This window comes from Corallococcus sp. AB045, assembly GCF_003668895.1.
Classification (GTDB): Bacteria; Myxococcota; Myxococcia; order Myxococcales; family Myxococcaceae; genus Corallococcus; species Corallococcus coralloides.
The window spans coordinates 11,788-37,871 of sequence record NZ_RAWN01000053.1 but is presented as its reverse complement, the minus strand read 5'-3'; the positions used below and the strand labels follow the sequence as shown (position 1 = coordinate 37,871).

At 70.1% G+C, this 26,084-nt stretch carries 24 protein-coding genes; 12 read left to right on the top strand and 12 right to left on the bottom strand.

Annotation, left to right across the window (positions count from 1 at the left end; translation table 11 throughout):
* Positions 1-10 precede the first annotated feature (10 nt).
* Entirely contained in the window at positions 11-835 is an 825-nt protein-coding gene (locus tag D7Y21_RS15355; RefSeq protein WP_120567652.1) for a M48 family metallopeptidase, read from the top strand.
* A 26-nt stretch (positions 836-861) separates the two neighbouring features.
* On the opposite strand, the gene D7Y21_RS15350 is transcribed toward D7Y21_RS15355, so the two are convergent.
* Together D7Y21_RS15350 and D7Y21_RS15345 are read right to left on the bottom strand one after the other, a co-directional pair.
* The gene (locus tag D7Y21_RS15350; protein WP_121714032.1) at positions 862-1,911 is read right to left on the bottom strand and encodes a YihY/virulence factor BrkB family protein; all 1,050 of its coding nucleotides are present in this window, start codon (positions 1,909-1,911) and stop codon (positions 862-864) included.
* Between the two features lie 107 nt (positions 1,912-2,018).
* Positions 2,019-2,921, bottom strand: coding sequence for an MTAP family purine nucleoside phosphorylase (locus tag D7Y21_RS15345; protein WP_121714030.1), 903 nt, complete (start codon positions 2,919-2,921; stop codon positions 2,019-2,021).
* 95 nt (positions 2,922-3,016) lie between these two features.
* Between D7Y21_RS15345 and D7Y21_RS15340 the strand changes: the two genes are divergently transcribed.
* Positions 3,017-3,832, top strand: a complete 816-nt coding sequence (locus D7Y21_RS15340) for a hypothetical protein (RefSeq protein ID WP_121714028.1) — start codon at positions 3,017-3,019, stop codon at positions 3,830-3,832.
* 70 nt (positions 3,833-3,902) lie between these two features.
* Here the strand turns inward: D7Y21_RS15340 and D7Y21_RS15335 are convergent, their stop codons facing one another.
* From D7Y21_RS15335 to D7Y21_RS15320, 4 genes are read right to left on the bottom strand one after another with little or no spacing between them, the layout of a single operon-like run.
* Positions 3,903-4,784, bottom strand: coding sequence for an ATP-grasp domain-containing protein (locus D7Y21_RS15335; protein WP_233612114.1), 882 nt, complete (start codon positions 4,782-4,784; stop codon positions 3,903-3,905).
* A gap of 12 nt (positions 4,785-4,796) precedes the next feature.
* Positions 4,797-5,723, bottom strand: coding sequence for a DMT family transporter (locus tag D7Y21_RS15330; RefSeq protein ID WP_370038661.1), 927 nt, complete (start codon positions 5,721-5,723; stop codon positions 4,797-4,799).
* Complete coding sequence (gene queG, locus D7Y21_RS15325; protein ID WP_014399274.1) at positions 5,720-6,745, bottom strand: tRNA epoxyqueuosine(34) reductase QueG; 1,026 nt, start codon at positions 6,743-6,745, stop codon at positions 5,720-5,722. The genes D7Y21_RS15330 and queG overlap by 4 nt, the downstream gene beginning before the upstream one ends.
* A 3-nt stretch (positions 6,746-6,748) precedes the next feature.
* On the bottom strand, positions 6,749-7,309 hold the full coding sequence (locus D7Y21_RS15320; RefSeq protein ID WP_120567657.1) for a cob(I)yrinic acid a,c-diamide adenosyltransferase: 561 nt from the start codon (positions 7,307-7,309) through the stop codon (positions 6,749-6,751).
* 103 nt (positions 7,310-7,412) lie between these two features.
* On the opposite strand from D7Y21_RS15320, the gene D7Y21_RS15315 reads away from it, so the two are divergent.
* From D7Y21_RS15315 to D7Y21_RS15295, 5 genes are all read left to right on the top strand, one after another.
* Positions 7,413-8,207 carry a thymidylate synthase gene (locus tag D7Y21_RS15315; RefSeq protein ID WP_120567658.1) on the top strand — a complete coding sequence of 265 codons (795 nt, stop codon included), beginning with the start codon at positions 7,413-7,415 and terminating at the stop codon, positions 8,205-8,207.
* A complete protein-coding gene (locus D7Y21_RS15310; RefSeq protein WP_121714024.1) occupies positions 8,204-8,689 on the top strand; it encodes a dihydrofolate reductase in 486 nt (161 codons plus the stop codon). Before D7Y21_RS15315 ends, D7Y21_RS15310 begins: the two co-directional genes overlap by 4 nt.
* Positions 8,690-8,752: 63 nt before the next feature.
* Positions 8,753-8,980: a hypothetical protein gene (locus tag D7Y21_RS15305; RefSeq protein ID WP_120567660.1), complete on the top strand. Its 228-nt coding sequence runs from the start codon at positions 8,753-8,755 to the stop codon at positions 8,978-8,980.
* 128 nt (positions 8,981-9,108) lie between these two features.
* Positions 9,109-10,989: an FTR1 family protein gene (locus D7Y21_RS15300; RefSeq protein WP_121714022.1), complete on the top strand. Its 1,881-nt coding sequence runs from the start codon at positions 9,109-9,111 to the stop codon at positions 10,987-10,989.
* Between the two features lie 12 nt (positions 10,990-11,001).
* Positions 11,002-11,745 carry a GlsB/YeaQ/YmgE family stress response membrane protein gene (locus D7Y21_RS15295; RefSeq protein WP_121714020.1) on the top strand — a complete coding sequence of 248 codons (744 nt, stop codon included), beginning with the start codon at positions 11,002-11,004 and terminating at the stop codon, positions 11,743-11,745.
* Positions 11,746-11,761: 16 nt separating this feature from the next.
* On the opposite strand, the gene D7Y21_RS15290 is transcribed toward D7Y21_RS15295, so the two are convergent.
* Positions 11,762-13,288 (bottom strand): MBL fold metallo-hydrolase, encoded by a 1,527-nt coding sequence (locus D7Y21_RS15290; RefSeq protein ID WP_121714018.1) that lies wholly within the window; start codon positions 13,286-13,288, stop codon positions 11,762-11,764.
* Between the two features lie 17 nt (positions 13,289-13,305).
* Positions 13,306-14,604 (bottom strand): HD domain-containing protein, encoded by a 1,299-nt coding sequence (locus D7Y21_RS15285; protein ID WP_121714016.1) that lies wholly within the window; start codon positions 14,602-14,604, stop codon positions 13,306-13,308.
* Positions 14,605-14,771: 167 nt separating this feature from the next.
* Here D7Y21_RS15285 and D7Y21_RS15280 point away from each other — a divergent pair, with 167 nt between their 5' ends.
* The 3 genes from D7Y21_RS15280 to D7Y21_RS15270 all read left to right on the top strand — a co-directional run bounded on the left by D7Y21_RS15280 (position 14,772) and on the right by D7Y21_RS15270 (position 17,854).
* Positions 14,772-15,872 (top strand): ATP-grasp domain-containing protein, encoded by a 1,101-nt coding sequence (locus D7Y21_RS15280; protein ID WP_120567665.1) that lies wholly within the window; start codon positions 14,772-14,774, stop codon positions 15,870-15,872.
* Complete coding sequence (locus D7Y21_RS15275) at positions 15,763-16,239, top strand: GNAT family N-acetyltransferase (RefSeq protein WP_120556661.1); 477 nt, start codon at positions 15,763-15,765, stop codon at positions 16,237-16,239. Before D7Y21_RS15280 ends, D7Y21_RS15275 begins: the two co-directional genes overlap by 110 nt.
* Positions 16,240-16,324: 85 nt before the next feature.
* Complete coding sequence (locus tag D7Y21_RS15270; RefSeq protein ID WP_233592036.1) at positions 16,325-17,854, top strand: transglutaminase family protein; 1,530 nt, start codon at positions 16,325-16,327, stop codon at positions 17,852-17,854.
* A gap of 27 nt (positions 17,855-17,881) precedes the next feature.
* Here D7Y21_RS15270 and D7Y21_RS15265 read toward each other — a convergent pair whose 3' ends face one another.
* The gene (locus tag D7Y21_RS15265) at positions 17,882-19,972 is read right to left on the bottom strand and encodes a thioredoxin domain-containing protein (protein ID WP_120567667.1); all 2,091 of its coding nucleotides are present in this window, start codon (positions 19,970-19,972) and stop codon (positions 17,882-17,884) included.
* Between the two features lie 161 nt (positions 19,973-20,133).
* On the opposite strand from D7Y21_RS15265, the gene D7Y21_RS15260 reads away from it, so the two are divergent.
* Positions 20,134-21,471: a glycosyltransferase family 39 protein gene (locus D7Y21_RS15260; RefSeq protein WP_121714014.1), complete on the top strand. Its 1,338-nt coding sequence runs from the start codon at positions 20,134-20,136 to the stop codon at positions 21,469-21,471.
* Between the two features lie 45 nt (positions 21,472-21,516).
* Here the strand turns inward: D7Y21_RS15260 and D7Y21_RS15255 are convergent, their stop codons facing one another.
* The 3 genes from D7Y21_RS15255 to D7Y21_RS15245 all read right to left on the bottom strand — a co-directional run bounded on the left by D7Y21_RS15255 (position 21,517) and on the right by D7Y21_RS15245 (position 23,129).
* Entirely contained in the window at positions 21,517-22,002 is a 486-nt protein-coding gene (locus tag D7Y21_RS15255; protein ID WP_121714038.1) for an SMI1/KNR4 family protein, read from the bottom strand.
* Positions 22,003-22,113: 111 nt separating this feature from the next.
* Complete coding sequence (locus D7Y21_RS15250) at positions 22,114-22,761, bottom strand: hypothetical protein (protein WP_147469287.1); 648 nt, start codon at positions 22,759-22,761, stop codon at positions 22,114-22,116.
* Positions 22,762-22,766: 5 nt separating this feature from the next.
* Positions 22,767-23,129, bottom strand: a complete 363-nt coding sequence (locus tag D7Y21_RS15245) for a hypothetical protein (RefSeq protein ID WP_199735424.1) — start codon at positions 23,127-23,129, stop codon at positions 22,767-22,769.
* Between the two features lie 413 nt (positions 23,130-23,542).
* Here D7Y21_RS15245 and D7Y21_RS15240 point away from each other — a divergent pair, with 413 nt between their 5' ends.
* Positions 23,543-26,068 (top strand): HYR domain-containing protein, encoded by a 2,526-nt coding sequence (locus D7Y21_RS15240; protein ID WP_121714010.1) that lies wholly within the window; start codon positions 23,543-23,545, stop codon positions 26,066-26,068.
* Positions 26,069-26,084: the final 16 nt, after the last annotated feature.

The following is a 26,084-nucleotide window of genomic DNA, read 5'->3' as shown; positions in this document are numbered from 1 at the left end:
CGACTCGCCCATGCAACGGATGGTCACCGCACTGCTGACCCTCACCCTGGCCTCGGGCCTCTCCACGGGCTGCACCAAGCAGCGCGTGGGCGCGGAGAAGGCGATTGCCAGTGTCCTCATCTCCGACGAGCAGGAGAACCAGCTCGGCCTCCAGGTGAAGAAGGAGCTCGAGACGAAGGAGAACATCAAGTACGTGGAGGACCCGGAGGTGCTGGCGTACGTCCGGAGCATCTCCCAGCCCATCCTCGCGCAGGCCAACAAGGACCGCTCCGGGGTGAAGTGGAAGGTCAACGTCATCAACGACCCGAAGACGGTCAACGCCTTCGCCACGCCGGGCGGCTTCCTCTACGTGTACACGGGCCTCTTGCTCGCGGCGGACACGGAGGCGGAGCTCGCGGGCGTGATGGCGCACGAGGCAGGCCACGTGGTGGGCCGGCACTCCGCGCGCGCCATGGTGAACGCCTACGGCCTGCAGGCCATCACCCAGGTGGCGCTGGGCCAGAACCCGGGCACCGCCGCGCAGATCGCCGCGCAGCTGGCGGGCGGCGGGCTGCAGCTGGCGCACGGCCGCGGCGAGGAGACGGAAGCGGACGAGTACGGCGCGAAGTACGCCTCCGCCTCGGGCTTCGACCCGAACGGCCTCATCACCTTCTTCCAGAAGCTGCAGAAGGAGCAGGGCTCCACGCCGGGCGTGCTCAAGTGGCTGTCCACGCACCCCACCAACGAGGACCGCATCGCGCACCTGCGGAAGATCATCGCGCAGCAGGGGCTCAAGGGCGACCGCAACACCGCGGGTGGGCTGACGGCCATCCAGGCGAAGCTGCCCAAGCAGTAGTCACCCCTTCGGGTTCCCCGGCGCTTTCAGTGCACGGACGGGTTGTCGCTCCCGTCCGGCACCAGGCCCGGGGGCTCCGGATCCTTGCCTTCCGCCACGCGGCGCTTGCGCCTGAACAGCGCGAGCCGCGTCTTCCGGGCGCTGGCGGCGCTCTTGGCCGCGCCGGGCGTCTTGAGGGGCGGCTCCAGGGGCGCGGGCTGGCCGAAGTCCCGCGCGCCCTTGGCCTTCCCCTGGGCGGAGGCGTGTTCGAGGATGGCGTTGAGCTCCCCTCCGAGGATGAAGATGAGCCCGGAGATGTAGAGCCACAGCAGCAGCACCACCACGCCACCGATGGAGCCGTAGGTGACGTCGTACTTGCCGAAGTGCTCCACGTACTGGGTGAAGCCCCAGGTGCTGCCCAGCCACGCCAGCGTGCCAATCACGGAGCCCGGGGTGATGTACTTGAAGCGCTGCTTCACGTCCGGCAGCAGGTAGTAGCAGAGCGACAGCATCAGCATCACCAGCGCCGCGGTGAAGGGCCAGCGCAGCCAGGACCAGACGAGGTGGAACTCGTCGATGAGCGCCAGCTTGTCCGCCACCCACGCCCCCATGCGCCCGCCCAACAGCAGGATGGCGAAGGACAGCGGGATCAGCAGGCCGCCCATCAGCGTCACCAGCAGCGCCAGGCCCTGCGTCTTCCAGTAGGGCCGGGACTCCGACACGTCGTAGGCCATGTTGAGCGCCTTGCGCAGGGCATCCACGCCGCGCGACGCGGTCCAGAGCGCCACGACGAGACCCACGGTGAGCAGCCGGGGGCGCGTCTCCCCGACGATGGAGGTCAGGTGCTGGCTCACCACACCCAGCGCGTCGCCGGGCACCAGCGGGCGGACGCGCTCCATCATCGCGTCCACTGCGCCGGGCGCGAACGGCATGTACGCCACCAGCGTGACGAGGAAGAACAGGAAGGGGAACAGGGAGAAGATGAAGTAGTAGGACAGCTGCGCCGCCACGTCGGTGACGGTGTCCTCTTCAATCTCCTTCCAGAAGCGACGCGCGAACTCCCTCCACGTCAGGTACTTGAGCCGTGGCAGCCCCATGTGGTTCCCCCTCCGGGTCTGTGGGGAGCCAATGTGTGGACGGCCCGGCCATTCGGCAGCAGGCGGCCAGCCGGGCGCTCGCGGCGGGACGTGCCGGGTGTTGAACGCTAGACGAGCCCGGAGGGCAGGTAGCGGCCCAGCAGCGGGCGCAGGCGGCTCTTCACGTCGGCGGGGATGCGGGTGCGGTCGGTGAAGATGGCCAGCGCGAGCGCGCTGGCGCAGCGGCAGGTGGAGGGCGTGCTCGCGATGCGGGGCAGCGCGCGGCGCAGGAGCGCGGCGCCGTGGGCGGTGACGGCGTCCAGCCGCTGGGTGAACTGCGGCAGGAGCGCTTCGGGTTCCTGGCCCGCGGGCTGCGAGCGCCAGGAGTCATGGTCGGTGGGCAGCGCGATGAGCGCGTAGTGCAGCTCCGCCTCGCGGGCGAGCCGCGCCTCCGGCATGGCGGTGAGCCCCACCAGGTCCCCGCCCCACGTGCGGTACAGCTGGCTCTCCGCCTGGGTGCTCAAGGAGGGGCCCTCGATGCAGACGTAGGTGGCGGAGGGGTGCACCACGGTGTCGCTCGCCGTGTCGCTCTTGGGGGCCGCGTCGGTGAGCGTCTGGCGCAGGGTGGCGCAGAAGGGCTGGGCCAGCTCCACGTGCACGGCGACGTCGTCGTAGAAGGTGCAGGGGCGGCGGTAGGTCCGGTCGATGACCTGATCCGGCAGGGCCAGGTGCAGCGGCTGGATGGCGTCACGCAGGCTGCCCACGGTGCCGGTGGCGATGACGTGGGTGACGCCGAGCGACTTCAGGGCGAAGAGGTTGGCGCGGTACGGGGCGCGGGTGGCGTTGTGGACGTGGCCCTGGCCGTGGCGGAAGACGAAGACGATGGGGACGCCGTCCAGCTCCGTGGCGATGAGTGGGGCGCTGTGGGGCCCGAAGGGCGTCTCCACGGAGAGGTGTTCGCCGCGCCCCTGGAGTCCCAGGGCCTGGTAGAGGGCCTGGCCCCCGATGATGCCCACCTTGACCGCCGCCATGCGTCTCCTCTCGCCCGGTCGCCGGGCGTAGGCCTGACGATATCGCGGGGGGCTCGCCCAGGAAGCGCGGAAGACTGGTAGCTTTCACATTTGCCATGCGTCTTCTTCCGCGCCTCGTCGTCCTCAGCGTCCTGTTTGGAACCCCTGCCCTGGCCGGTCCCGTCCCGCCCGGTTGCGAGGAGGACGCCACCACGTGCAAGGAGGACTGCACCATCGAGTACGGCGGCAACGGCGCAGCCCTCAAGAAGCTGACGCGCTGTTTCGACGGCTGCCTGCAGACGCGCAGCCAGTGCACCCGCCAGTTCAACGCGGTGAACAACCGGGCGCCGGACGCACCGGAGGCCGCGCCCGAGCGCCGGGGGAGCAAGACGGAAGCGGCCAAGCTGCGCGAAATCCAGGAGAAGGACCGCCGCCGCGACGAGGACCCCTTCGGCGACGACGAGGACAAGCAGCCGCGCGCGAGGCCGGTGCGCGACTCCTACGATGATCCGCCGGAGCCGCCCCCGGAGCGCACGGGCTACCGCGCGTCGGACGAGAAGCCCGCGAGGAACAACGGGAGGCAGCAGGCGGCCGTCCCGGCGAAGGCCCGGGAGCCCGCGCGCACGCCGCCCCCGCCCTCTCCCGCCGTGGCGCCAGAGCCGGAGCCCCAGCGCTCGGAGACGCCGGACATCGAGGCCTTCGCGGAGCCGCCGCCCCGCGCGGCTCCGCCCCCGCGCAAGCCCGAGCCGAAGCCGGTGGTGGCCGAGCCCGCGCAGCCGAGCCGCTCGGATGACGATGACCTGCCGGCCCCGCCGCCTCCGCCGGTGGCGAAGAAGGAGCCGCCGCCCCGCATCAAGGAGCCGCCGCGTCCCGTCATTCCGGTGGAGCCCGCCCGGAAGGACATCTCCGAGTGGGACCCCAACGGCGACTGACGCCGTCTCCCGCACAGCAAGCAGCCAGAAGCCCTCCGCGAGGCAGCCTGCCTTCGGGGGGCTTCTTTCTTCAGCCCGCGCGCTCGCGCTCCAGGTCCAGGACGCGCTGCCAGAGCGCGAAGGGTGACACGCCCACGTAGCCGCTCTCCTGGCCGTCATTGCACTCGATGACGATCCACCGGCCGGACACCTCCTGGGCCACGTCGACGACGAGGAACGGGAGCGCGACCCGGCGCGCCGCTTCGCCCGCGAGCGCCAGCGCGTCCCGCTCTTCTCCGGGCGTCAGCGCGTACGGCGTCCCCTGCCACCAGTAGGGACCGAAGCCCACCAACTGCTGCCGCCACCAGAAGGTCCGGAACTCGAACGAGCGGGGCAGCGCGTCCGCGCCCTGCGTGTCGTCCACGCGCCGCAAGGGCCGCAGCTCTCGGCACACCACCTGCTGCCAGTGCAGGATGTCGTCCTGCGCATAGGCGTCCATCGCATGACGGAAGGCCTCCGGGCCCTCGATGATGGAGAGGGACCTGCGATGGCGGCTCGTCTGCCGCGCGCCCTTGAGGAACACCGGCCAGCCGAGTTGCTCCTCCACCGTGCGTGCATCCGGAGGCGTGTCGAACCAGCGGCTCCGGGGCGTCAGGTCCTCCAGCAGCGGATACCAGTGCGGCAGCTCCGTCGCGAGCAGGTGCTGCGCCGGTGAATGCACCAGCCGCACGCCCTGCGCCTCCAGCTCGCGGTAGCGCTCCGCGTAGTCGGGCCACGCGCCCGCGCGCGCGACGACTTCGATGGGCTCGTCGGGCAGCACGTACGGCCGGCGGCACGCGAAGAACCGGTCGAAGGCGAAGTCATAGACGCCCTTCCCTGTCGCCGCGGTGAGCAGCCACAGGCGGTCCTCGACCTTCAGCAGATCCTCTCCGGCACGCAGCATGGACGGCAGCGTGCGTCCGCCGCCCTTCACGGGTCAACGCCTTCAGCCCGCGCGCACCACCACCGGCGCGGCCTTCACCGGCGCGCTCTGTGTCAACCGCACGCCCACGAGCACCAGCGCGCCACCCAGCGCCAGCTCCCAGTGCAGCCCTTCATCCAGGAAGAGCCACGCGACGAGCGCCGTCACCGCCGGTTGCAGGTTGGAGAAGATGGCCACGCGCGACGCGGGCACCTTGGACAGCGCGTAGGACCAGAGCAGGTACGCCACCACCGACATCATCAGCCCCACGTACACGATGGAGGCCTTCGCCGCGGCGCTGGAGGCCCACACCGCCGCGGGCTCCAGCACGAACGGGGCGAGCGGCAACAGCAACACCGTGGCGACCGTCGTCGTCCAGGCCGTCGCGCGCAGCGGTCCATGCTCGGTGGCCAGGGGCTTGCCCTCCGTCGTGTAGACCACCCACGCCACCACCGCCGCGAGGATGAGCAGGTCCCCCACCAGCGTGCCCCGCGCGCTCGCGAGCCCCCGGCCCAGCAGCAGCACCACCACGCCCACCAGCGCCGTGAGGATGGCCGCCGTCGTCCGCGTGGACGCCCGCTCGCGGCCCAGCACCAGGCTGGCCACGTACACGCCCAGCGGCGTGAGCGCGTAGAACAGCGCCGCGTGCGCCGCCGTGGAGCGCGACAGGCCGGAGAAGAACAGCATCTGGTTCACCGGCCCGCCCATCAACCCCAACAGCGCGATGCGCGGCCACGCATGGCGCGGCGGCAGCTTGGGCCCCGGCGTCACCGCGAGCAGCGTCACGAACGCGACGCCGCAGATGAGGAAGCGCCACAGCACCACCGTGAACGGCGACAGCTCCGTCATCGCCCGCTTGGCGGCCAGGTACGAGCCCGCGCTGATCAGCACCTGCACCGTCAGCGCCGCGTACACCCGCCCGAACGGCGGCGGCGCGGCGGACGGCGTCACGGCTCCAGTTGTAGAAGCGCCCATCGTGCGGCGCTGCGTACCAGCTCGCTGTCGTCGCCGCTGAGTTTTTCGAGCAGCGGTCGGGCGTGGGCCTGCCGTGCGACGCCCAGTGCGTAGACAGCGTTGCGCCTCAAACCGTCGTACCGCGCGCGCGCCAGCGCCGTGCCCGGGATGAGCTCCTTGTATTGCTCGGGGGTCAGCGCCGCCAGCTCCAGCGTGCCCAGCGACGCCACCGCGCGGGGCATGAAGCGCTCGTCGTCCGCGAACACCGGCTTGCGGTTCAGCGGGCACACCTGCTGGCAGATGTCGCAGCCGAAGATGAGGTTGTCGAACTTGAGCCGGAACGCCTCCGGCACGTCACGGTCGCGGTTCTCGATGGTCTGGTACGACAGGCACGCGCGCGCATCCACCTGCCGGTTGCCCACCAGCGCGCCCGTGGGACACGCCATGAGACACCGCCGGCAGGAGCCGCAGCGGTCCGCCACCGGTCCGTCCGGGTACGCGTCCACCTCCGCGTCCAGGATGAGCGTGGCCAGCAGCACCCACGAGCCGTGTGACTCCGTGATGAGGCAGCCGTTCTTGCCCACGTAGCCCAGGCCCCCGCGAGCGGCCCAGACCTTCTCCATCATGGGACCGCTGTCCACGCCGCCGTAGGTGCCCAGCCCCGGGTACCAGGCGTTGATGGTCTTGCGGAACGCCTTCATCCGGTCGCGCAGCGTGGAGTGGTAGTCGCGGCCCCTCGCGTACCGCGCGATGGGTGAGCCCTGTGACGGCTCATCATCACGCCAGTAGTTGTTCGCGAAGGACAGCACCGTGCGCGCGCCCGGCAGGAGCACCGACACGTCGAGCCGCTCCTCCGCGCGCGACCCCATCCAGTCCATGTCCGCGTCGTAGCCGGCCTCCAGCCACGACATCAGCGACGACGGCGGAATGGGCTCCGCGCGCGCGAAGCCGATGAGGTCGAAGCCCACGTCCTGGGCGAGCTGTCGGAGCCGGGCAGTGGGCAGTTGTGTCGCGTACACGGCTTACTTCGTCGGTTTCTCGGGGATCCACTTCACGTCCGGCAGACCGGCGCGGAAGTTCACCAGCCGGGCTACCACGAAGAGCAGGTCCGACAGGCGGTTCAAATACATGGCCACGGCGGGCGGGGCCTTGTCCTCGCGAAGCAGCGTCACCACCCGGCGCTCGGCGCGGCGGCACACCGTGCGGGACAGGTGCAGCGCCGCGGCCGCTTGCGAGCCGCCCGGGAGGATGAAGTGCGTCATCTTCGGCAGCTCCTCCTCGTAGCGGTCGATGTGGCGCTCCATCTCCTCCACCCACTCCGGGCGCAGCTCCGGGATGTGGGCCGCCGCCTTGGTGTGCGGAGGCGTGGCCAGCACCGCGCCCACCGTGAAGAGCTGGTCCTGGATGCGCTGGAGGAAGTGCTCCAGGTCCGCCGGCAGCGGGAACGTGCGGGCGAGGCCCAGCGTGGCGTTCAGCTCATCCACCTCGCCGTAGGCGTCCACCAGCGCGTCGTCCTTCGCCACGCGGCCGCCGCCGAAGAGGCCCGTCTCTCCCGCATCGCCGGTCTTCGTGTAGATCTTCATGGCAGCCCTTGTTTAACGATGCGACACGGCGACGCCGTGCGCGGGTGGACAGGGGCCGATATTTTGCTCGCCTGCCCGACCCCACCTAGGGAAAAAGGGCCCCATGCAGCCTTACCTGAGTCTGATGGAGCACGTCCTGAAGCACGGGACGAAGAAGGGCGACCGGACCGGCACGGGGACGCTGAGCCTCTTTGGCCACCAGCTCCGCTTCGACCTCACCCAGGGCTTCCCCCTGGTGACGACGAAGAAGCTCCACCTGAAGTCCATCATCCACGAGCTCCTGTGGATGCTCCGGGGCGACTCCAACGTGCGCTCGCTCCAGGAGGTGGGGGTCACCATCTGGGACGAGTGGGCCAACGCGGACGGCAGCCTGGGCCCCGTCTACGGCCACCAGTGGCGCTCCTGGAACACGCCGGACGGCGGCCATGTGGATCAGATGCAGCAGTTGGTGGACGGGCTGAAGAAGAACCCGGACTCACGCCGGCACCTGGTGAGCGCGTGGAACGTGGCGGACGTGCCCTCCATGAAGCTGCCGCCCTGTCACGTGATGTTCCAGTTCTACGTGGCCGACGGGAAGCTCTCCTGCCAGCTCTACCAGCGCAGCGCGGACATCTTCCTGGGGCTGCCCTTCAACATCGCGTCGTACTCGCTGCTCACGATGATGGTGGCGCAGGCCACGGGCCTCACCGCGCACGAGTTCATCCACACCATCGGTGACGCGCACCTGTACCTGAACCACGTAGAGCAGGCGCAGGAGCAGCTCAAACGCGAACCGCGCCCGCTGCCGCGCATGCGCCTGAACCCGGACGTGAAGGACCTGTTCGCCTTCCGCTACGAGGACTTCACGCTGGAAGGCTACGACCCGCACCCCGCCATCAAGGCGCCCGTGGCCGTATGAGCCCGCGCATCTCCGCCATCGTCGCCATGGCAGCGAACCGCGTCATCGGCCAGGGCAACACCCTGCCCTGGCGCCTGCCGCCGGACCTGGCGCGCTTCAAGCGCCTCACCCTGGGCCACACCCTGGTCATGGGTCGCAAGACGTACGACTCCATCGGGAGGCCCCTGCCCGGCCGCACCACCGTGGTGCTCACCCGCCAGCGAGACTGGGCCGCCCCGGAAGGCGTCCGCGTGGCCCACACCGTGGACGACGCCCTGCGACAAGCCGGCGACAGCCAGGTCTTCATCGCGGGCGGCGCGGACCTCTATGCGCAGACGCAAGCGCTGTGGCACCGGCTCTACCTCACCCGCATCGAGCGGGACTTCCCCGGAGACGCGTTCTTCCCGTCCGTGGACCTGACCGGATGGAGGTTGGTGGAGGAGGAACGGCACCCGGAGGGTGCCCTGCCCTTCGGTTTCTTCACCTACGAGCGTCAGGGCTAGCCCTTATTCCTGGCGTTTCCTGGACGACTTATCGTGCGGGTTCCTCTCACCGAAGGAGCGTGCATGCGTCGCCGTCTGATTCGTGGACTGGGGCTGTTCGCGGTGCTGGGCCTGGCGGCCTGTGGCGGGCCCATCGAGGAGGGCACGGCCGCGGAGCTGGGCTCGCAGGAGCAGGAGCTGCGCATCTGCCCGGATACCGGCGTCTGTCCCGCCGGCGAGTCCTGCTACTACGGCCCGGGCGGCCCCTGCTATCCGTGCCGGACGTACCCGCAGTACTGCGACCTCAACTAGCGCTGAGTCATCCCCGGGAACACCCCGGGTGTTGACCCGCGGGCCCCCCTCGTTTCCTGAGGGGGTCTTATCAATTGAATTTGATTCGCAGAATTGAACACCCGTGACGTGGTTGGTAGAAGACGGCCGTGAAACACGCCGCCGCCCTCACGTTGTGCCTGCTGCTCGCGCTGTCCTCTTCTGCCCGGGCTGAAGCTCCGGCGACCGACGAGGGGCGCACCTGGCACCGGCTGGTGGGCATCCTCCAGTACCTCCAGGCGGACTATCCGGCGGCGGTGTCGTCCCAGTCGGAGTTCGAGCTGACGGAGCAGAAGAGCTTCGCGGCGGAGGCGCTGGCGGCGGCGAAGGAGCTGGGCCCGGCGGCGGCCACGTTCGTGCCCCGCGTGGAGGCCATCCAGACGCGCGTCAATGAAGCGAAGGACCCGGAGGGCGTGAGCCGCGACTGCGGGGAGCTGGTGGAGAGCCTGGTGCTGGCCGGGGGCCTGGCGCGCAGCCCTCGCGTGGCGCCGGACCTGGAGCACGGCAAGAAGCTCTTCCAGGCCAACTGCACGGCGTGCCACGGCGCGGAGGGCAAGGCGGACGTGGCCATCGCGGCGGACATGGAGCCTCGGCCGGCGAACTTCCACGACCCGGAGCTGATGGAGGACGGGCTCACTCCGTACAAGGCGTTCAACACCACCAGCTTCGGCGTGCCCGGCACGGCGATGCCGGCATTCCCCACGCTCACCGAGGACGACCGCTGGTCGCTGGCCTTCTTCGTCTTCACCCTGCGCCAGCCGCCGTGCCAGGGCGAGCCGCCCAACGCGTCGCTGGAGCGGCTGGCCACGTCCACGGACGCGGAGCTGGCCAAGGCGTTCGGCGCGGACAAGGTGGCGTGCCTGCGCCAGAACATGCCGGACGCGGACGAGGAGAAGGTGCTGCTCAACGCGCGCGCGGCGGTGGGCCACGCGATGCGCATGGGCGCGGAGGGCGACTACACGGGCGCGAAGAACGCGCTGCTGGACGCGTACCTCAACGGCCTGGAGCCGGTGGAGCCCAAGCTGCGCGGGCGCGACCCGGCGCTCACCCAGAAGCTGGAGGAGGCCTTCATGCAGGCGCGGCTCGCCGCCGAGCGCAAGAGCCCCCACCTGCAGGACGAGGGACGCGAGCTGCTGTCGCTGCTGGACCAGGCGCGAAAGACCACGGGCAGCACCACGGACGTGCTGTCCGTGGCGTGGCTCACGCTGCTCATCCTGCTGCGCGAGGGCTTCGAGGCGACCATCATCGTCACGGCGCTGCTGGCGGCGCTGAAGAAGATGAAGGCCATGGACCAGGTGCGCGTGGTGCACGCGGGCTGGGTGTCCGCGCTCATCGCGGGCGCCATCGCGTACATCGTGGGGCGCAAGCTGCTGGCGGGCGCGCAGCGCGAGTGGCTGGAGGGCGTCACCGCGCTCGTGGCGGTGGGCATGCTGCTGTACGCGGCGCTGTGGCTCAACGCGCGCGCGAACGTGAGCCACTTCATGGGCGAGTTGCGCCAGAAGATGCAGGGCGCGCTGGGCCGGGGCAGCACGGTGGGCCTGTTCGTCATCGCGTTCACGTCCGTGCTGCGTGAGAGCTTCGAGACGGCCATCTTCCTCCAGGGCCTGGCGGTGGACTCCGCGGCGGGCGTGGTCTGGGGCGTGGTGGGCGGCATCCTGGCGCTGGCGGTGCTGGTGCTCTTCATCAACCGCATGGGCTACCGGCTGCCCATGAAGACGCTCTTCAGCCTCTCCACGGTGGTGATGGTGGTGACGGCGGTGATGCTGCTGGGCAAGGGCCTCCACTCGCTGCAGGAGGTGGGCGCGCTGCCGCTGGTGCCGGTGCGCTTCATCTACGTGGACATGCTGGGCCTGTATCCGGATGCGCTGTCGCTGGTGCCGCAGGCGCTGCTGGCCGTGGCGCCGCTCGTCTACCGGGCCCTGCGCCGCCGGCCTCGCGAGGAGACGCCCACTTCCGGCGACAGCGCGACGCCGACGCAGCCGTTGCGGTAGCCTCAAGTCCTGGTGAAGCGCACACGTCTGTCCACACTCCTCGCACTGCTGCTCGTGTCGGGCCTGGCCTCCGCCCAGGAGGCCCCCGCCGAGCCGGCACAGGCTCCCGCCGGGAGCCTCACGCCCCCACCGCTGGTGGGCGCGCCGGACGAGGACGTGCCTCCGCCGCCGGAGGTCACCTCCGGTGACGAGGTCCCCACGCGTGCCTCCGTCCCCGCCAAGGCGCTGCCCTCCGTGAAGACCGCGCCCGCCGCGAAGGACCCGGTGCCGCGCGTGGCGGTGGAGGTGCTGGGCGGCACGGCGGGCGGCGTCGTGGGCGCGACGGTGCTGGGCTCGGTGGGGTACCTGCTGGGGTCCGCCACGGTGGGCTGTGACGAGTGCCTGGTGATGGCCGTCGCGGGCGCCGCGGCGGGAGGCATCATCGGCATCCCGGTGGGCACCTACGCGGGCGGCCGGTTCATGGGCGGGCGCGGCCGGGTGGGCGCGACGGTGGCCGGGAGCATGGTGGGCTGGGGCGCGACGTTCCTGGCGCTCACGCTGGTGAACAGCGGAGGCACGGAGGCGCCCCCGGCCCTCAACGCCGCCCTCTTCATCCTGCCGGTGGTGGGCGCGAGCGCGGGCTTCGAGCTGTCCCACGCCAATGCCCTGCGCCAGGAGGCCGCGATGCAGGAGACCCCCACTCCGGCCGTGCGCCTGATGCCCGTGGCCACCTACAGCTCCAAGGGCCCGCACCTGGGCCTGATGGGCAGCTTCTAGCCGCCTTCCGCCGGGCTCACGCCCCGACGCGGAACCAGGTGAAGGAATCCTCGCGCACGCGGCCCTCCGCCACCAGCTTCTCCAGGGAGGCCAGGGCGCTGCGCTCCGCCACCGGGTGCAAGAGGGGCGGCGTGTCCGCGTAGGCCGTGGCCACCACCTCCGCGAGCGTCGCGCCCGTCGCGGGCACCGCCTCCAGGATGAGGGCCTCGCGCTGGGCGCGGTGGCGCAGGTACTCGTTCAGCTTGCCCGGCCCGTCCGGCACCGGTGACCCGTGCGCGGGGTACAGCGTCGTCACGGGCCAGTCGCGCAGCCGCTTCAGCTGCGACAGGTACTCCACCATGTTGCCCTCCGGCGGGTCGATGACGATGGAGCCCACGCTCGCCACCATGTCCCCCACGATGGCCGCCTTGCTCCGCGAGTCCACCAGGCACACGTGACCGCGCGCGTGCCCCGGCGTGTGCAGCACGTGCCAGCGCTGCACCATCGGCCCGTCCAGGTTCAGCACCTCGCCGTCCTCCAGCAGCCGCTCCACCGGGAAGTCCAGCCGGTCCGCCGTGCGCGCGTGGCACCAGAGCGGAATGCCCAGCCGCTCCTTCACCACGAACGCCCCACCCACGTGGTCGCCGTGATGGTGGGTGAGCACCACCGCCACCGGACGGGCGCCCTCCGCCTTCAGGCCCGCCACCAGCGACAAGAGCTTCGCGTACTGCTTCACGTCCGACGAACCGGGGTCCACGATGAGCAGGTCGCCCGTGCCCAGCACGTACGCGTTGGTGTGCGTCGCCGGAGGCAGCGTGGGCGTCTCCAGCGCCACCACGCGCACGCCGCGCTGGAACTCGATGCGCTGGGCCACATAGCCCGGGCAGTACGGCGGCGTGCTCAGCTTCGCGCGCGCGTCCGCTTCGTCCGTGAACTCCGACAGCACCTGCAACGCGTGCTGCGCGGGCGGATGCAGCAGCGCCGTGCCGTCGCTCCAGCGCGACAGCGCGTCCTCCGGGCGGATCCACGCGCCTTCCGTCAGCTCGCCCGGGATGATGCTCGCCGCCGCGCCCTCCGGCAGCTCCACCAGGTAGAAGCGCGTGTCGAAGCGCACCGGGATGGCCGGCGGCGTCACCCACCGCCCCGCGGGCTTGAGGTCCTCCGCGCGCAGGGACAGCGTGTGGCGCACCAGCCACTCGCTCCACTTCACCGTGCCCGCGAGCAGCCCCGCGCGCCCCTCCTCCAGCGCCTCCGGAGACAGGCCGCGCGCGCCTTCCGCCACCAGCACGCCCGCTTCCTCGAACAGCTCACGCGCCGCCGCGGACCGCAGCGCGGCCTCCTCGTCCTGGGCGCCCTGCACGGGGACTTCGTGGTCGTCCTTGTCCAGCTTGCCGCCGGGGAAGGCTTGGAAGCCACCCGCGAAGGTGAGCGCGCGCTCGCGCTTCACCCAGAACACCTCCACGCCGGAGTGCGCGCGGCGGTAGAGGATGACCACCGAGGAGGGCCGGGGCTCCACGGGGGTGTGGGGCGTGAAGAGGCCCATGCCGGGAAGGGGCTCGCTCATGGTTGCACCGTCGTCCTTCAGGATTGCGTCGTCTGGCCGAGCAGCCGGCCCATCATCTCGCGCGCCCGCTCCGCCTGATCCGGCCGGACATAGAGCCGCGTCAGTCGCACCGCGCCACTGTAGCGCTGGTAGAGCGGCGTGTAGCGCGCCACCTCCGTCAGCCGCCCCGTGGACACGTCCAGGATGAACAACCCCGGGTTGCCGCCGCCCCCGGAGGACCCCACGTACTTGCTGAGCGTCCCCTTGGACAGCACCGTGTAGTGCTCGAAGCCGCCGCTGGTGAGCGCGCTGTTGAGCACCTCCAGGTCGTAGCCGGTGTCGCGCTCCGTGAACTGCGCCAGCAGCTTGAAGCCCTGGCGGCGGCTGATGCGCTCCGCCCACCGGTTCTTCGAGCGGCGCAGCGTGTACCAGAGCGCCGCGTCGTCACAGAGCAGGAAGGCCTCCGGGTCGTGGGGAATCTCGAACTCGCCGGGCGTCTCTTCGTAGTACCGGCGCAGCATGTGGTCGAAGTTCACCGACGTGTGGTGCAGGTACACCGACACGAACATGTGGTAGCGGCTGAGCAGGAAGTCCTCGAACGCGAACGCCGCCGCGCGCGACAGGGCCAGCACCGCGCGCCCGTCCTTCACCGCCGGGTTCAGGTTGGAGACGATCCAATCCATGTCGTACCGGCCGTAGTTCACGCCCGTGTAGAACGAGTCGCGCAGCAGGTAGTCCATCCGGTCCGCGTCCAGCTCACCGGAGACGATGGCGCGCAAGAGCGGCGTCCAGTCCACGCCCTTGTACGTGAAGCCCGGATCCTTGGGCGGCTTCGCCCCCGTAATCAGCGCCACCGCCGCCGTGGGGGTGATGCCGCGCGAGCCGAACTCCTTCTGGATGATCTCCGTCAGCGAGCTGTCCAGGAGCAGCTTCGCCGTGTAGTCCTCGTGGGTCGCCTGCTCCCCTTCCGCCACGGAGTCCAGCCAGCCGGGCAGCCGCAGCAGCGACCGCCGGGGCGCGATGCGCTCGGACGCGTGCGACAGGGGCATGTGCCCCAGGTCGTGGCAGAGCACCGCCAGGCGCACGGCGGTGCAGAAATGTTCACGCACATCGTCCGGCAGGTCGGAGCGGCTGGCCACGGCGTTGAAGACGCGCGAGGCGACGAACATGGCGCCCAGGCAGTGGGCATGGCGGGTGTGGGTGGCGCCGGGGAAGGCCATGTCCCCGAAGCCCAGCTGCCGCACGTAGCGCAGCCGCTGGTAGAAGCGACTGTCGATGACGGCCTTCTCCGGGTCGCTCACCGGGATGACGCCGTGAATGGGGTCGCGAATCCGCATGTCGTCCTTGTCGGAACCTGAAGCCGGGGGTGGCCGGTTTCCGCTCCAACGGGTCACCCACCGTAGCGCATACCCCGGCAGGCGGTAGCCCTGTGAGGGACCGACCGGCCACCACGCCACAGGCTGGGAAGGTCCGTGGGGACGTGCTAACCCTCGGGGCACTCCGAATGCACATCATCCTGCTGCACAATCGTGACCACGACCTCCTCGAGGACGACCCCGGGCGCGAAGCCCGCGAGGACGTGGTCCGGGTGGCCGAGAGCCTGGCCCACGCGCTCAGCCGGGACGGCGTGGTCGCCGAGCCGCTCGCCATCGAAGGAGACAAGCTGGACTTCGTGGAGGCCCTGCGCTTCCTCCAGCCTGACCTCGTGGTGAACCTCTGCGAGTCGCTGGCCGCTGACAGCCGCGGAGAGATGGCCGTCCCCTGCCTGCTGGACGCGCTGGGCCTGCCGTACACCGGCTCGTCCGCCCTGTCGCTGGGGCTGGCGCTGCACAAGCCCAAGGCCAAGGACATCCTGCGCGCCCACGGCGTCTCCACCCCCGCCTCCTTCGTGGTGCGCAAGCGCGAGGATGCACTGGCGGTGGACCTGCCGTGGCCCCTCATCGTGAAGCCCGCGCGCGAGGACGCCAGCGTGGGCATGGACTTCGACTCCGTGGTGACGGAGCGCTCGGCGCTCGTGCGGGCGTGCGAGTCCGTGCTGCGCACCTTCCATCAGCCCGCGCTCGTGGAGCAGTTCATCCAGGGGCGCGAGGTCTACGTTCCTTTGCTCGGCAACAGCCCGCGCCAGGCGCTGCCGCTCACGGAGATCCACTTCGGTCGCGCGTTCGACGACCGGCCGAACATCGTGTCGTACCGGGCCAAGTGGGAGGCGGAGTCACCGGAGTACCGGGACTCGCCCACGGGACCCTGCCGGCTCGACGCAGTGCAGGAAGCGCGTTGCATCCAGACGGCGCTGGAAGCATTTGCAGCGCTGGATTGCCAGGACTATGGACGCGTGGACCTTCGGGTGTCGCCCGAGGGTGTGCCGTACGTCATCGACATCAACCCCAACTGCGACCTGCACCCGGGCGCGGGGTTCGCGAAGGCGGCGCAGGCCGCCGGCATGGACTACGCGACCCTGGCCTCGCGACTCGTGGAGGTCGCTCTCGAAAGAGCCCATGGAAATCCGCACACTCGAAAGAAAGGACCGGGAACCGCTCGCCGCGCTGATCCGGCGAATCGAAACCTTCTCGCAGGAGGAGCAGGACTGCGCCATCGAGCTGGTTGACACCGCGCTCACGGCGGGCAACCGGGACTACTCCATCCTCGTGGCGGACCGCGGGCAGGACGGCGGCGGGCTGGTGGGCTACTGCTGCTACGGCCCCACGCCGATGACGGAGCACGCGTTCGACCTGTATTGGATTGCCTCCGCGCCGGAAGTTCGCGGCCAGGGCATTGGCGCGCAGCTGGTGTCCTCCATGGAAGGCGACCTGCGCCGCCGCAAGGCGCGGCTCATCCGCGTGGAGACGAGCGCCACGGAGGCCTACGGCCCCACGCGCGGCTTCTACGCGTCCATGAAGTACGGCGAAGAGGCGCGCCTGCGCGACTTCTACAAGCAGGGTGATGACCTCATCATCCTGACCAAGCGCCTGTAGTCCCAAGCGGTCCCAATCCCTGGGCGTGAAGACTTCCGCCCGGGTCCCCGTCAGGAGGGGGCAGATGCCTTCCATGAACCGACCGATGCGACGCACCCGTCTGGGATTGTTGAGCCTGCTCGCCCTGCTGACGGGGGCGCCCTCCCCCGCCTGGGCCCAGGCCCCCGCCCTGAAGAACCAGGTGAAGGCCGCGGCGGCCAAGGCGCAGGCGAAGACGTCCCAGGCCCCGCAGGCCCAGGAGCTCTCCGACGCGCTGAAGGCCCCGCGCCCCAAGGGCGGCGAGTACTTCGGCCTGTACCTGATGGACAAGAAGGTGGGCTGGTTCTTCACCGACCTGACGGTGCTGCCGGGCAACAAGGCGCAGAGCATCAACGAGCTCATCTTCAAGGCGCAGGTGGGCACGCGCGTGTCGGAGCGCGTGCACCGCGAGGTGCGCGTCTACGAAGCGAAGCCCGGCGGCAAGCTCCTGTCCTTCACCGTCACGCAGAAGGGCGACGGCGGGGACAACGAGCTGGTGGGCACGGTGACGGGTGACGCCCTGCGCGTGGTGCGCAAGCGCCCGGGGCAACCGGATGAAGTGCTCAAGCCGATGCCGCTGCCCAAGGAGACGGTGGAGGACGCGGACCAGGCGCGCGTGGCGCTGCTTCGTGGCCAGAAGGTGGAGGGCTCGGCGCTGGACGGCACGGACCTGGAGACCTACCGCACCGTCACCACGGTGGAGGCGCCCGAGGAGCAGATGCTGGGCGGCGTGAAGGTGAAGCTGTCGCGGGTGAGCACGCTGTCGGACAAGGAGAAGGTGCCGGTGGCGGCCTTCCTGACGACGGACGGCAAGATGGTGCGGGTGGACTTCGGCCAGACGATGCAGGCGCGGGCCGAGTCCGAGTCGGTGGCGAAGCGGATGGACCTGGTGGAGGTGTTCGGCCTCACGCGCGTGGTGCTGCCCAAGCCGCTGCCCGCGAAGGCGCGCGAGGTTCCCGGCCAGGTGAAGCTGGTGATGAAGAACCTGCCGGAGAAGTTCCAGCAGGACACGTACCGGCAGAAGTACCAGCGGCTGCCGGACGGCCGCGTGGAGGTGACGCTGCTGGCGGCGCCGCCTTCGCCCAAGGGCCGCGCGGCCAGGCCGGTGGCGGACCCTGACGGTGGGGAGAACCTCAAGTCCACGCTCGCGGTGGAGGCGGACGCGCCGGCCATCAAGGCGCAGGCCAAGAGCATCATCCGCGAGGAGAAGGACGCGTACACGGCGGCGCGGATGCTGTCCGCGTGGGTGTACAGCAACCTGCAGAAGGACTACGGCGCCAGCGCGGACCGGGCCACGGACGTGCTGCGCCAGAAGAAGGGCGACTGCACGGAGCACTCGCTGCTCACGGTGGCGATGCTGCGCGCGTCCGGCATCCCCGCCCGCCGCGTGGACGGCGTCATCTACATGGTGAACTCGGACGGCGTGCCCGCGCTGTACTGGCACGAGTGGGTGGAGGCCTTCGTGGGCGAGTGGACCCAGTTGGATCCCACGTTCAACCAGCCCGTCGCGGACGCCACGCACTTCTACGTGGGCTACGAGGGGAACGCGGAGATCACGCCCCTCATCGGTTCGCTCCAGGTCACGGACGTGAAGTAGTCACGGTGCCGCGTCCCCGTGGCCGCGTCAGTGGCCCGGGGCCGCCACCAGTCGCTCCGCGAGCAGGGCCTGTTCGGTGACGGGCCGCTCGCAGACGAAGCCGCGGCAGAGGTACGCGGCGCCCTTCCCTTCCACCGGGTCGCGCCCCTCGAAGAGCTCCTGGAGGCGCGCGGGCGGAGCGGAGCCCGTGTCGTTCCAGCCGAAGGAGAACACCGGCGCGTAGGTGCGGTTCGCGGCGGCCAGCAGCGGGGCCACGGCCTCGCGAGTCCCCGCGAAGGTGACGCCGGACGCGCCGTCCACCAGCGAGTCCGCCGCGAGCCCCAGGTGGCCGTAGCCCATGGGGTTGCGCACCAGTTGGTCGTGCAGCTTGGCGACGTAGTGCTCCGGCTGGTCCAGGTGGCACACGTCGCCGGTGAGCGCGGAGAGCGTCACCTGCGCCTCCGTCAGCGTGGACGCACCGGACGGGAACGCATTGTCGAAGAGGGAGAAGGCCGCCACGACCAGGTCCTTCTGCCCCCGGGGCGCGGACAGGTACGCCTGCTTCTCCTCGTCCCAGAACAGCTCCACCGCGCGGTGCACGAGCGCGTCCGCCGCGTCCAGGTACTTCGCGTCGAAGGTGGCCTGGTAGAGCGCGGTGAGGCCGGAGGCAAAGTCGCCGTAGTCCTCCAGGAAGCCGTCGATGCGGCCCTGGCCGTGCTGGTACGAGCGCAGCAGCCGCTTGCCGTCCCACATCTTCGCGAGCACGAAGTCCGCCGCGTCCGACGCCAGCTTCGCCCAGTCCGGGCGGTCGAACACGCGCGACGCCAGCGCGAGCCCGCGGATCATCAGCCCGTTCCAGCCCGCCAATATCTTGTCGTCGCGACCCGGCTTCACGCGCTGCTCGCGCAGGAGGAAGAGGACGCGGCGCGCTTCCGCCAGCTCCTTCTCCACCGCCTCCACGGGGCGACCCTGCTCCTTCGCGAGCTGCTCCACGGGGACGACGACCTCCAGCACCGTGGCGCCGTGCTCGAAGTTGCCTCCGGGCTTGATGCCGAAGTGGCGCAGCACGGTGTCCGCCTGCTGGCCCACGGACAGGGCCGCGCGGACCTCCTCGGGATGCCAGACGAAGAACTTCCCCTCTTCGCCTTCGCTGTCCGCGTCCTGCGTGGCGTAGAAGCCGCCGGCCGGGTCGGTCATCTCGCGGCGGACGTACTCGACGGTCTCCTCCACGACCTTGCGCCAGAGCGGCCGTGACTCCACCTGCTCTGCTTCCGAGTACAGGTGCAGGAGCTGGGCGTTGTCGTAGAGCATCTTCTCGAAGTGGGGCACCAGCCAGCGCTCGTCCACGGAGTAGCGGTGGAAGCCGCCGCCCAGCTGGTCGTAGATGCCGCCCAGGGCCATGCGCTCCAGCGTGCGGAACACCGCGGCCTTCAGGGGCTCCCCGCCGCCGCGCCGCCATGCGCGAAGGAGCAGCGCCACGTTCATGGGGTTGGGGAACTTGGGGGCGCCGCCGAAGCCGCCGTTCACCGGATCCATGCGCTTCAGCATGGACTGGCCCATGGCGACGATGTCCTCCGCGGACAGATGCGCGGGAGCGGCGTCCAGTCCGTGGGTGGACAGCTCGCCCAGGCCCTCCTGGAAGCGCCGGGCCTGCTCCTCGATTTCGTCCGCCTTGTTCTCCCAGGCGTCGCGCAGCGCGGTGAGCAGGCGCGGGAAGCCGGGCCGGCCGTAGCGGTCCGAGGGCGGAAAGTAGGTGCCACCGTAGAAGGGGCGCAGGTCGGGAGTGAGGAACACGGTGAGGGGCCAGCCACCGCCCTGCCCCATGAGCTGCACGACGCCCTGGTAGATTTGATCCAGGTCGGGGCGCTCCTCGCGGTCGACCTTGATGTTGATGAAGCCGTCGTTCATCAGGCGCGCGATGTCCGGGTGTTCGAAGGACTCGTGGGCCATGACGTGGCACCAGTGGCACGCGGAGTAGCCCACGGAGAGCAGGATGGGCTTGTTCTCCGCGCGGGCGCGGGCCAGGGCTTCGTCCCCCCAGGGGTACCAGTCCACGGGATTCGTGGCGTGCTGGCGCAGGTACGGCGACGGCTCCTGGGCCAGACGGTTGGTATGGGCGGAGGGGGGATGGTCTGCCATGGGGTACTCCCGGTGTGCAGCGGCTGCGCGGCCCTTCACATTGTGAGCCTGGGTTCGCGAGGGCAAGCTGAAATGGCCTCACTCCCCGCTGGCCAACGGCCCTCCGGTGCGCTTTGTCCGGGGGCGTGCGTGCGTCCGCCCACTCCAGCCCCGGCCCGGGAATGAAGACGTGCCTTGTCCTGGTGGGGCTGGGCGTGGGGGTGCGGCTCGCGCTGGCGCTGGGAACGGACGTCTACTTCGACGAAACCTATTACTGGCAATGGGCCCGGCATCTCGCATGGGGATATTTCGACCATCCGCCGATGGTGGCGTGGCTCATCGCCGCGCTGGGCATCCGAGGGACGGCGCTCCTGTGCGGGCTGGGGACGGGCGTGGCGGTGTGGGGGCTGGCGCTGGACGTGTATCGGTCCAGGGACGCAGCCTGGAGGGCGCTGGCGCTGTGGAGCGCGGTGCCGGTGGGCATCCTCTCCGGAGTCTGGGCCACGCCGGATTCGCCCATGCTGCTGTTCTGGGCGCTGGGGTTGTGGGCGCTCTACCGCGAGAAATGGGTGCTGGCGGGGCTGACGTGTGGGCTCGCGCTGCTGTCCAAGTATCCGTCCGTGCTGCTGGGGCTGGCGTTCATGGTCGCGGCGCTGCGGGCTCGGCGGTTGCCGGCGGGAGCGTGGGTGACGGCGGGGCTTGGGTTGTTGTGCTTCCTGCCGGTGGTGTTGTGGAACGCGAGCCATGAGTGGGTGGGGTTCAAGTTCCAGCTGAACCACGGCCTGGGCGGGCGCGGAGGGTGGGCGACGTTCGGTGAGTACGTCGCGGGCCAGTTCGCCATGGGTGGGCCGGTGCTGTTCCCGCTGGCGCTGGTGTACGCGGTGCGAGGGCCGAAGGAGCAGTTCCTGCTGCGCGTGGCGGCGGTGATTCCGCTGCTGTTCTTCGGCTATGCGGCGGCGAAGACGCGGGGCGAGGCGAACTGGCCGGCGGCGGCGTACGTGGCGGCGTGCATTGGCGTCGCGGGGATGCGGCCGGTGTGGCAGCGGGCGGCGGCGTGGAGCGGGATGGCGGTGGTGCTGGCGGTGACGTCGCACCTGTTGTTCCCGGTGCTGACGTTCGAGCGCGACGTGGTGCTGGCGAGGACGCACGGATGGGGCGTGCTGGAGCGGCTGAGGACGCCGGAGCAGCTGTTCCCGGGCATGGCGCCGGGTCCCACGGCGGTCTACGCGCCCACGTACCAGTTGGCCTCGCAGGTTGCATACACGGCGGGCGTGGAGACGGACACGGTGGGGCCGTCACGGCGCAAGAGTCAGTATGACCTCTGGCCTGAGCTGGAATTGAAGCCGGGGCAGGACGTGCTGTGGTGCTCGGAGAACGGCGCGGCGCCGCCGGAGGAACTGGTGCAACGCTTTGGTTCCGTGGAAGGCCCCGTGAAGCTCACGGGTGTGTTCCGGGGGCGAAGGCTGCACACGTTCACGGTGTGGCGGATTCGAACGTTGAACTCCGCCGTGCAGCCGTAGCACATCCCCATCAGCGCTGAGCTGCCAGTGTTCGACGCGGACTTGTCACTCTTCGCCGCGGAGCCAGAACCAACGCCCTTTGGACCGAAGCGCTCCCGCGAGGAACTCCTGAAAGGAGCTGGCAATCTGCGCGCAATACGCAGGGTCAGGGAACGCTTCGTTGTAGCCATCGCGAATGGGGTAGCGCCCCGCCTCTTGGTGGCTCACGTCGAGGAGGATGTAGTTGCTATCCCGGACCTCGCTGATGGCATACCAGGACGGCGGTCCGGCCTGATCCGTATCCTCGTCGCGCATGACCACTCGCGCGCGGGCAATCCGTGACAGGGGCAGGAACGTGAAGGCGGGATCGACGAAGCCAAACGTGGGATCCCGCTGCGCGAACAGCCGGGCCCCATCACAATGCAGGTAGAAAGCGCGCAGGTCCGGGTCCAGGCGCCACCCCACACGCTGTTCGAACGCAGCCAGTTGCTCCAGCGTTGCAGGCGGGTTGGGCGCGTGGAGGCGAGATATCTCCTCAAGCAGCTCGTTCATCGCCTTGTGCCTATTCTCCATGGGGATGGCGCGCACCCTACCGCGCTCAGTGGAGAATCCTTCCGGCACGAAACCGGGGGACAGCGTCTTCCCCCGGCATGGTGACTCACGTCAGGGGCAGAGCGTGCCTTCGCGGCGGCACACGCGGTCGCCGCAGAAGCAGGAGTAGCCCGACTGGCAGGGGCCGCACTGCGGGGGCGGATTGGAGCCTCCGTGGTAGCCCTCGCCCGTCACGGTCGCGGTGGCGAGCAGCGTGGTGTGCGCCCGGCCCGAGTAGAGCTTGAACGCGAAGGTGTTGCCCGCCGTGATCCAGGGCGCGGCCTGGCAGAAGTTGTCGCCCCGGGCGAAGAGCACTTCGGACTGGTTGTTCACGCTCAGCCAGACCTCTCCTTCGGAGACGCCGCTGACGTCGAAGCAGATGTTCGTCGTCCCCGTCTGCGTCACGTCCAGGTTGATGCGCACGTTCGTGGGCGTCGCGCTGATGGTCCCGGTGATGGGATCCGGCTTGTAACAGAGGGTTTCGTTGTAACCCCAGGTCGAACACGAATAGCCCAGCGTCGTGCAGTGCGCCGAACAGAATTGATTGAGGATGGTGTAGCCGGACGGGCAGCTGAACACCGGCGCACCACAGACGTAGTAGCTCGCGGCGTTCTCCTGGGTGGCCAGGGACGCGCCACCTTCCTCACCTGCGTCATGCATGTCCGGGCCCGAGCAGGCCAGGGCCAACGTGGCGATCATCAATGACAGGATGCGCTTCATGGACATCACTCCTCGTACGGGTTCGAGAGAGCAGCAACAGACCATGTCCAGCCCACTTCAGCCACACTCCAAGTGAATGCAGCCATCAATATGACGAAGAGGAACGCGAAGTAACTCCGCGCCGCCAGCCGTCCTGACAGGGCTCGGGGCCTGCGGCTCTTGAAGAACAGCGTCAGGTTGCTCACCGCCATTCCCAGGGGCAGAAGGAAGAGCCAGCCCGTGGTCAGCCACACGTAGTCGCGCAGCTCATCCACGATGCGCATGAAGTAGCCCACGCCGAAGATGCTCAGCGCGACGTGCAGCAGGTCCGGGGAGAACTTCAGCCCCCCTCCCCCGTCGAGCACGCCGAACACCCCGTCCAGGCTCACGCACCAGCCAGGTCCCACGGCGTGCCCCGCGGGTTCGGACGCTCCACGTTCAGCTCCTGCACGCCCCGGTCTCCGAACTCACCCAGCAACGCGCTGGAGCTTCCCCGGTCCACTTGAGCAACAGCCTGCGCGCCAGCCCGAAGCACGTGTTGATGTACGCGAGTGGTAGACGCGCCCGTCGCTGAACCCCAGCATGTTCTGGAACGCGGGCGTCGGGTCGTGCAGGGCCCTCGCGTCCGCGCCCTTCATGCGGCGCAGGGCAGCGGCCGGTGGTGAACACCTGAACCCGGTAGGACACCGGCGGTGCGCCACCTGTCGAACAGTCGGACAGGTCGTGGGTTGTAGCCCGGCGGGGGCGTGATGACGGTGCGCACCCAGCAGGACAGTGGGCAGGCGGGCGTGGAGGGGTGGGCATGGGGACGTTCAGCGGTCGTGCGTGGCTTTCGGCGTTGGCGTTGGTGGTGGGCGCGGCCCCGGCGTTCGCGCAGAGCGAGCCCGTCCAGCTGGACCCGATGACGGTGCGCCGGTTGACGGACCTCCCCGGCGAGGCCGCCTTCCTCGGCTCCCCCTACATTCTGGCTTCGCGCAACTCCGTGGAGTTCAACGGGCGCCTGTATTTCCTCTCCAACGTCTACGATCCAAAGAGCTCGATCCGGGTCGGCGAACTCTGGGTGACCGACGGCACGCCCCAGGGCACGCGTTCGCTGCAGGAATGGCTTCCGCCTTCCACGAGCATTGATCCGCTGTCGCTGCGCGCCACACCCCACCGCCTGTTCTTCACGGCGAGGACGCCGGGCGCCCGCTTCCAGCTTTGGACGAGCGATGGCACGCGCGAGGGGACGCACCTGACGCGCGAGCTCCCCCCCGACCGGATCCATGGCGTTGGCTACCAGACGCCCATCATCCCCGTCGGGGACAGCGTGCTCTTCACCGTGTTGGGCACGGGTGGGTTGCCAGCCGAGCTCTGGAAGTCGGACGGCACCGAAGCGGGCACCGTGCCCATCAAGAACGTCGCCGCGGACTCCGCCTACGTGACGGCCGGCGGCAGCGCACGCCTGGGAGACACCGTCTTCTTCACCGCGTCTGGCCCCGCGGGCGAAGAGCTGTGGCGCACGGATGGCACCGAGGCGGGCACCCTGATGGTGCGGGACCTCAATCCGGGCCCGGGGAGCGCGTTTCCCCGGGACCTCACCGCCGTGGGGGGCCTCGTCTACTTCGCGGCCCAGACCCGCCAGGAGGGGCACTCGCTCTGGAAGTCGGATGGCACGGCGGAGGGCACCGTGCGCGTCGCGGACTTCCCGCGCGAGGGCGCGGGGAACCACATCTTCCATCTCACGGCGCTGGGCGACACGGTGTTCTTCATCTCGTACGCACCGGAGGGCATCTCGCTGTGGCGCTCGGATGGCACCGAGGCGGGCACCCTGCCGGTGATGACGAAGCCCGCGTCGCTCATCGGGGGAACGAGCCAGGGCCTCTTTCCCGTGGGCAACCGGCTCTACCTGGTGGGCCAGGACTCCGTCGCCGGGGATTCGCTGTGGGTGACGGACGGCACCCCGGAGGGCACCACGCGCCTTCCGCGTCCCGCCCCGTTCGAGCGTGCGTTCATTGACGGCGCCACCGCGTGGGAAGGAGGGCTCGCGTTCACCGTGACGACGGGCGAGGGCGCCAGCGAGCTGTGGCGCACGGATGGCACGGACGCGGGCACGTCCCGGCTGACGCGGCTGCCCTCGGGCCAACCGTCCGCGACGTCCGCGGGGCTGGTGCCCTTCCAGGGTGCGCTCCTGACGACGGCCGGGGACGCGTGGACGCCGCGCGCCCTGTGGCGGCTGGAGCGGGATGACGCGTCGCTGACCTTCGTGTGCCCGGCCACGAAGGACGTCCCCTCCAACCGTCCGGAGGGCACGGATCTGTTCAACCACCCTCCCGAGCTGCGAAGCGGGCCGGAGGGGGCGGCGATCCGCTCCACCTTCATGAACGGCCGCCTGCTTCGGCTCCATGAGCCCACCCCCATCACCTACCAGGCCGAGGACGCCCTGGGCCGCTTCGCGTACTGCACCACCGTGACGACGTCGCGGGACCTGACGGCGCCGGCAATGAACAACTGCCCGACGGCGCTCACCCTGAGCGCGCAATCCGCCCGGGGCGTCACCTTCTATTATCCGGGCCTGCTCATCGTGGACGAGACGAGCCGGGACGTGCTCGTCACCTACAGTCCGGAGAACGGCAGCGTGCTGCCCCTGGGCACCACCCAGATGACCGTGACGGCGAAGGATGCGTCCGGCAACGTCAACACCTGCTCCTTCCCCGTCACCGTCCGCGACAACCAGGGGCCTGGCCGGGCCTGCAAGGTGAACGAGGTCCGCGTGGAGGCGGAAGGCCCCGGGGGCGCGCACGCGTTCTGGCCGGACCTCACGCCCAGCGACAGCATCTCCAGCCAGGTCACCGTCACCAGCACGCACGCGTCCGGCGACCTGTTCCCGCTGGGCCTCACCCGCGTGCAGGTCGTCAGCACCGACGATGCGGGCAACAGCACCACGTGCGAAATCCAGGTCAGGGTGCGCGACTCGCGCCCGCCCGCGCTCACGTGCCCGGAGGACCAGACGCTCACCACCTCGGTGATGTCCGGCACCCGCGCGGAGTACCCGGCCGCCACCGCCGCGGACAGCGTCTCCGAAGCGGAGCTCCTCTACAGCCCCGTCGTGGGCACGCCGCTCGCGCCGGGCCTGCACGCGGTGCAGGTCACCGCCATCGACGCGGCCGGCAACGCGGCGCTCTGCGACTTCCACCTGACCGTGCAGTACGACCCGACGAGCGACATGCGGCAGAGCATGGGCTGCTCGGTGGGCAGCGGCCCGGAGTCGGCGGTGGGCTGGGTCGCGCTCGTCGCCCTCGCCTGGACGCTCAGCCGCCGTCTGAAGGACGGCAAGCCACGCGGGTGAACCATGGGCCATGGCG

Bases quoted from the DNA above. Each gene is read 5' to 3' on its own strand.
- D7Y21_RS15265 (WP_120567667.1), bottom strand. From the start codon at position 19,972: ATGGCAGACCATCCCCCCTCCGCCCATACCAACCGTCTGGCCCAGGAG.
- D7Y21_RS15285 (WP_121714016.1), bottom strand. From the start codon at position 14,604: ATGCGGATTCGCGACCCCATTCACGGCGTCATCCCGGTGAGCGACCCG.
- D7Y21_RS15240 (WP_121714010.1), top strand. From the start codon at position 23,543: ATGGGGACGTTCAGCGGTCGTGCGTGGCTTTCGGCGTTGGCGTTGGTG.
- D7Y21_RS15290 (WP_121714018.1), bottom strand. From the start codon at position 13,288: ATGAGCGAGCCCCTTCCCGGCATGGGCCTCTTCACGCCCCACACCCCC.
- D7Y21_RS15345 (WP_121714030.1), bottom strand. From the start codon at position 2,921: ATGGCGGCGGTCAAGGTGGGCATCATCGGGGGCCAGGCCCTCTACCAG.
- D7Y21_RS15340 (WP_121714028.1), top strand. From the start codon at position 3,017: ATGCGTCTTCTTCCGCGCCTCGTCGTCCTCAGCGTCCTGTTTGGAACC.
- D7Y21_RS15250 (WP_147469287.1), bottom strand. From the start codon at position 22,761: ATGAAGCGCATCCTGTCATTGATGATCGCCACGTTGGCCCTGGCCTGC.
- D7Y21_RS15305 (WP_120567660.1), top strand. From the start codon at position 8,753: ATGCGTCGCCGTCTGATTCGTGGACTGGGGCTGTTCGCGGTGCTGGGC.
- D7Y21_RS15355 (WP_120567652.1), top strand. From the start codon at position 11: ATGCAACGGATGGTCACCGCACTGCTGACCCTCACCCTGGCCTCGGGC.
- D7Y21_RS15350 (WP_121714032.1), bottom strand. From the start codon at position 1,911: ATGGGGCTGCCACGGCTCAAGTACCTGACGTGGAGGGAGTTCGCGCGT.
- D7Y21_RS15260 (WP_121714014.1), top strand. From the start codon at position 20,134: ATGAAGACGTGCCTTGTCCTGGTGGGGCTGGGCGTGGGGGTGCGGCTC.
- D7Y21_RS15255 (WP_121714038.1), bottom strand. From the start codon at position 22,002: ATGAACGAGCTGCTTGAGGAGATATCTCGCCTCCACGCGCCCAACCCG.
- D7Y21_RS15280 (WP_120567665.1), top strand. From the start codon at position 14,772: ATGCACATCATCCTGCTGCACAATCGTGACCACGACCTCCTCGAGGAC.
- D7Y21_RS15310 (WP_121714024.1), top strand. From the start codon at position 8,204: ATGAGCCCGCGCATCTCCGCCATCGTCGCCATGGCAGCGAACCGCGTC.
- D7Y21_RS15270 (WP_233592036.1), top strand. From the start codon at position 16,325: ATGCGACGCACCCGTCTGGGATTGTTGAGCCTGCTCGCCCTGCTGACG.
- D7Y21_RS15275 (WP_120556661.1), top strand. From the start codon at position 15,763: ATGGAAATCCGCACACTCGAAAGAAAGGACCGGGAACCGCTCGCCGCG.
- D7Y21_RS15315 (WP_120567658.1), top strand. From the start codon at position 7,413: ATGCAGCCTTACCTGAGTCTGATGGAGCACGTCCTGAAGCACGGGACG.
- D7Y21_RS15320 (WP_120567657.1), bottom strand. From the start codon at position 7,309: ATGAAGATCTACACGAAGACCGGCGATGCGGGAGAGACGGGCCTCTTC.